General features: G+C 67.7%; 2 protein-coding genes and 1 pseudogene. 2 read left to right on the top strand and 1 reads right to left on the bottom strand.

Annotation, left to right across the window (positions count from 1 at the left end; translation table 11 throughout):
• Positions 1 to 1,269: pseudogene (locus G6024_RS11500) on the bottom strand (IS1380 family transposase); the annotation flags it as partial.
• 350 nt (positions 1,270 to 1,619) lie between these two features.
• Between G6024_RS11500 and recA the strand changes: the two are divergent.
• A complete protein-coding gene (gene recA / locus G6024_RS11495) occupies positions 1,620 to 2,726 on the top strand; it encodes a recombinase RecA (protein ID WP_067717750.1) in 1,107 nt (368 codons plus the stop codon).
• On the top strand, positions 2,726 to 3,019 hold a 294-nt coding region (locus G6024_RS11490; RefSeq protein WP_478213489.1), incomplete at its 3' end, for a regulatory protein RecX. The genes recA and G6024_RS11490, both read left to right, overlap by 1 nt.

Below are 3,019 nucleotides of genomic sequence, written 5' to 3'. Positions count from 1 at the left end.
CGGTAGCGCAGCGCTTTGGGCTCGCACAAGGCCAGAACGGCGGCCTCGCCGATGCAGGCCAGCATCCGAGTCCAGGCCACCAGGTCAGCGGCGATCATCACCGCCACCAGCCAAGCCTGGTTGAGAGCGAACTCCCGCGAGGGAAGCCTGCCCAGGCCGGTGTCTTTGGCGTGGCGGATCCGGTCCTCGACCCGGGCGTGAGCCCGGTGTCGGGCCTCGAGGAACTGGAGCTGGCCGGTGGCGGTGTTGGTGACAAAAGCCTGGTAGCGCCACCCGTCGATCTCCTCGAACATCGACAACTGAGCACCCGGGTGGGGCCGTTCGCGGCGCACGATGACCCGCATCCCGTCTGGCCACTTGGCCAGCATCCCGGGAGCGAGGAACCCGGTCAGCTCCGCGATGTCGGCCCCGTCGCGAATGTCCCCGTTGGGGTTGAGCGCTGGTCCCCACGCGGCTTCGGGGCAGGTCGCGATGGCCCGGCGAATCGGGGCAGTGATAGCGAAGCCGACCGAGTACTCCACCTGTCGACCACGGACGCGGTTCTGCTCGGTGATCCACTCCAGCAGGTCGTGGGAGGCGCCGGCACCGTCGGAGCGGATCAGCAGATCACGCCGATGACTGGCGGGGATCTGCGCGATTGCCTGGCCCAGGACGTCGATGTGGTCGGCAGCGGTGTTGGACCCGGCGTTGCCCGGGCGCAGGCTCGCGGCGAGAAACTCTTCTGTGTTGTCGCACCACACCCCGATCGGGTGGTACCCGAACGTGCGCTTATATGTCGGAGCTGCATGTTCCTTCTCGCTGTGCGTGACCACGATGGTGGCATCCACATCGAGCACGACCGTCGATCCCAGATCCCGCCCCGCACACGCCGATGCGGGTACTCCGCCGGGCAGGTGGGACCACACGTGCCGCCGCGTGCGAGCTCGCGCCACCTGGATCTTCTTGCGCTTGCCGGCGGGTGACCTCATCGAGTGTGCGCCACACCGTCGGGGCCGACGCCACCGGGCCCAAAGCCTCGGATTGGTGGCGCAGGACGCCGATGTCGGAAATGGACTCGCCGCCATCGGCGAGCATCACCGCGACGTCGATCAACACCCGGCCGCGATCGTGGATCGGGATGAACCGGCGGCGAGCCATGGCCCCTGACAGCTCGGCGGTCAGACCGACCTGATCAGCCAGAAGCCGAGGCACGATGGACCCAGCGTGGGAGATCACCCCGACACCATCAGCAGTAACGGACAGACCGGCCGACCACGAAGTACGCTTCACCTACCGAGTGCTTTCTGCTGGAGAACATGGAACCTTAGACAAGTCCCAGTTTCGCCTGTTCAGGAAGCACTTCGGTCTATTTTCGCCCAGCGATCCGCAGATCCCCGTGAATCACCGGGGCTAGTGCTCCGGGTGCGGCGTGTCGGTCGACCTCGAACACCCGTTCGCCTACACTGGGTGTCACGTGATGACGGTTCGCCCCGTCCACAGGGCGCCCTTCCTCCACAGGAAAGCGGTCGCCGGGTTCGCGCGAGACGCTCATGTCGTACCCGGCCCGTAACGTCCGCAACTGAATCACCACCCAGACCGATCGGCCGGACGCCGGGGGTCGCGCAGGAACGGAGAGCACCATGGCACCCAAGACCACCGCGAAGTCGGGGACCAAGACGGGCGTGGCCCAGAATCGCGAACAGGCGCTGGAACTGGCCCTCGCGCAGATCGACAAGGCCTACGGCAAGGGCTCGGTCATGCGGTTGGGTGACGACAACCGGCCGCCGGTCCAGGTCATCCCGACCGGGGCGCTGTCGCTCGACGTGGCACTGGGCGTGGGGGGCTTCCCCCGGGGACGCGTCGTGGAGATCTACGGCCCGGAGTCCTCGGGTAAGACCACAGTCGCGTTGCACGCCGTGGCCAACGCGCAGGCGGCCGGCGGGATCGCGGCGTTCATCGACGCGGAGCACGCCCTGGATCCGGAGTACGCCCGCAAGCTCGGCGTGGACACGGACAACCTCATCGTCTCCCAGCCGGACACGGGTGAGCAGGCCCTGGAGATCGCGGACATGCTCGTCCGGTCGGGGTCGATCGACATTCTGGTCATCGACTCCGTGGCGGCGCTCGTGCCGCGTGCCGAGATCGAGGGGGAGATGGGCGACAGTCACGTCGGCCTGCAGGCGCGACTCATGAGCCAGGCCCTGCGGAAGATGACGGGCGCGCTGCACAACACCGGCACCACCGCCATCTTCATCAACCAGCTGCGCGAGAAGATCGGCGTCATGTTCGGCTCGCCGGAGACCACCACCGGTGGTAAGGCGCTGAAGTTCTACGCGTCGGTGCGGTTGGACGTGCGCCGTATCGAGACGCTCAAGGACGGTGCCGACGCGGTCGGTAACCGCACCAAGTGCAAGGTCGTCAAGAACAAGGTCGCGCCGCCGTTCAAGATCGCGGAGTTCGACATCCTCTACGGCGAGGGGATCAGCCGCGAGGGGTCGCTCATCGACATGGGCGTGGACAACGGCTTCATCAAGAAGTCGGGGTCGTGGTTCACCTACGGACCGGACCAGTTGGGCCAGGGCAAGGAGAACGCCCGGCGGTATCTCAAGGAGAACCCGTCGGTGCGGGACGAGATCGAGCGCAAGATCCTCGACAAGCTGAATATCGGCGCGGGGGCGGAGATCGCCGAGATCGAGGCGGAGTCCGACGAGGACGCGCCGATCGACGTGGTGCCCGTCGAGTTCTGATGTCGGGCAGGGACACCCGCGGGCCCCACGGCGCCGGGGCGCCCGGGGCGGAGGAACTCCGTACGGCGATCGCCGCAGTGGAGGCCAGGCCCTCCGGGTCCTCGGACCTGCCGCCCCTGGCCCCTGAAGCGCACGAGGCCGCGAACGCCGCGCTCCGGCTCCTGCGCTACCGGCCGCGCAGTGAGCACGAGTTGCGCGAGCGGCTGCTCGACAAGGAGTACGCCGCGGAGGCCGTCGACGAGGCGCTCGGCAGGGTCAGGGCGTGGGGTCTGGTCGACGATGCCGACTTCGCC

The sequence above is a fragment of the Dietzia maris genome, assembly GCF_014144855.1.
Taxonomy (GTDB): domain Bacteria; phylum Actinomycetota; class Actinomycetes; order Mycobacteriales; family Mycobacteriaceae; genus Dietzia; species Dietzia kunjamensis.
This window is presented reverse-complemented; position numbering and strand designations above follow the sequence as displayed.

Excerpts from the sequence above, each read along its gene's own strand:
- recA (WP_067717750.1), top strand. The coding sequence starts at position 1,620 with ATGGCACCCAAGACCACCGCGAAGTCGGGGACCAAGACGGGCGTGGCC.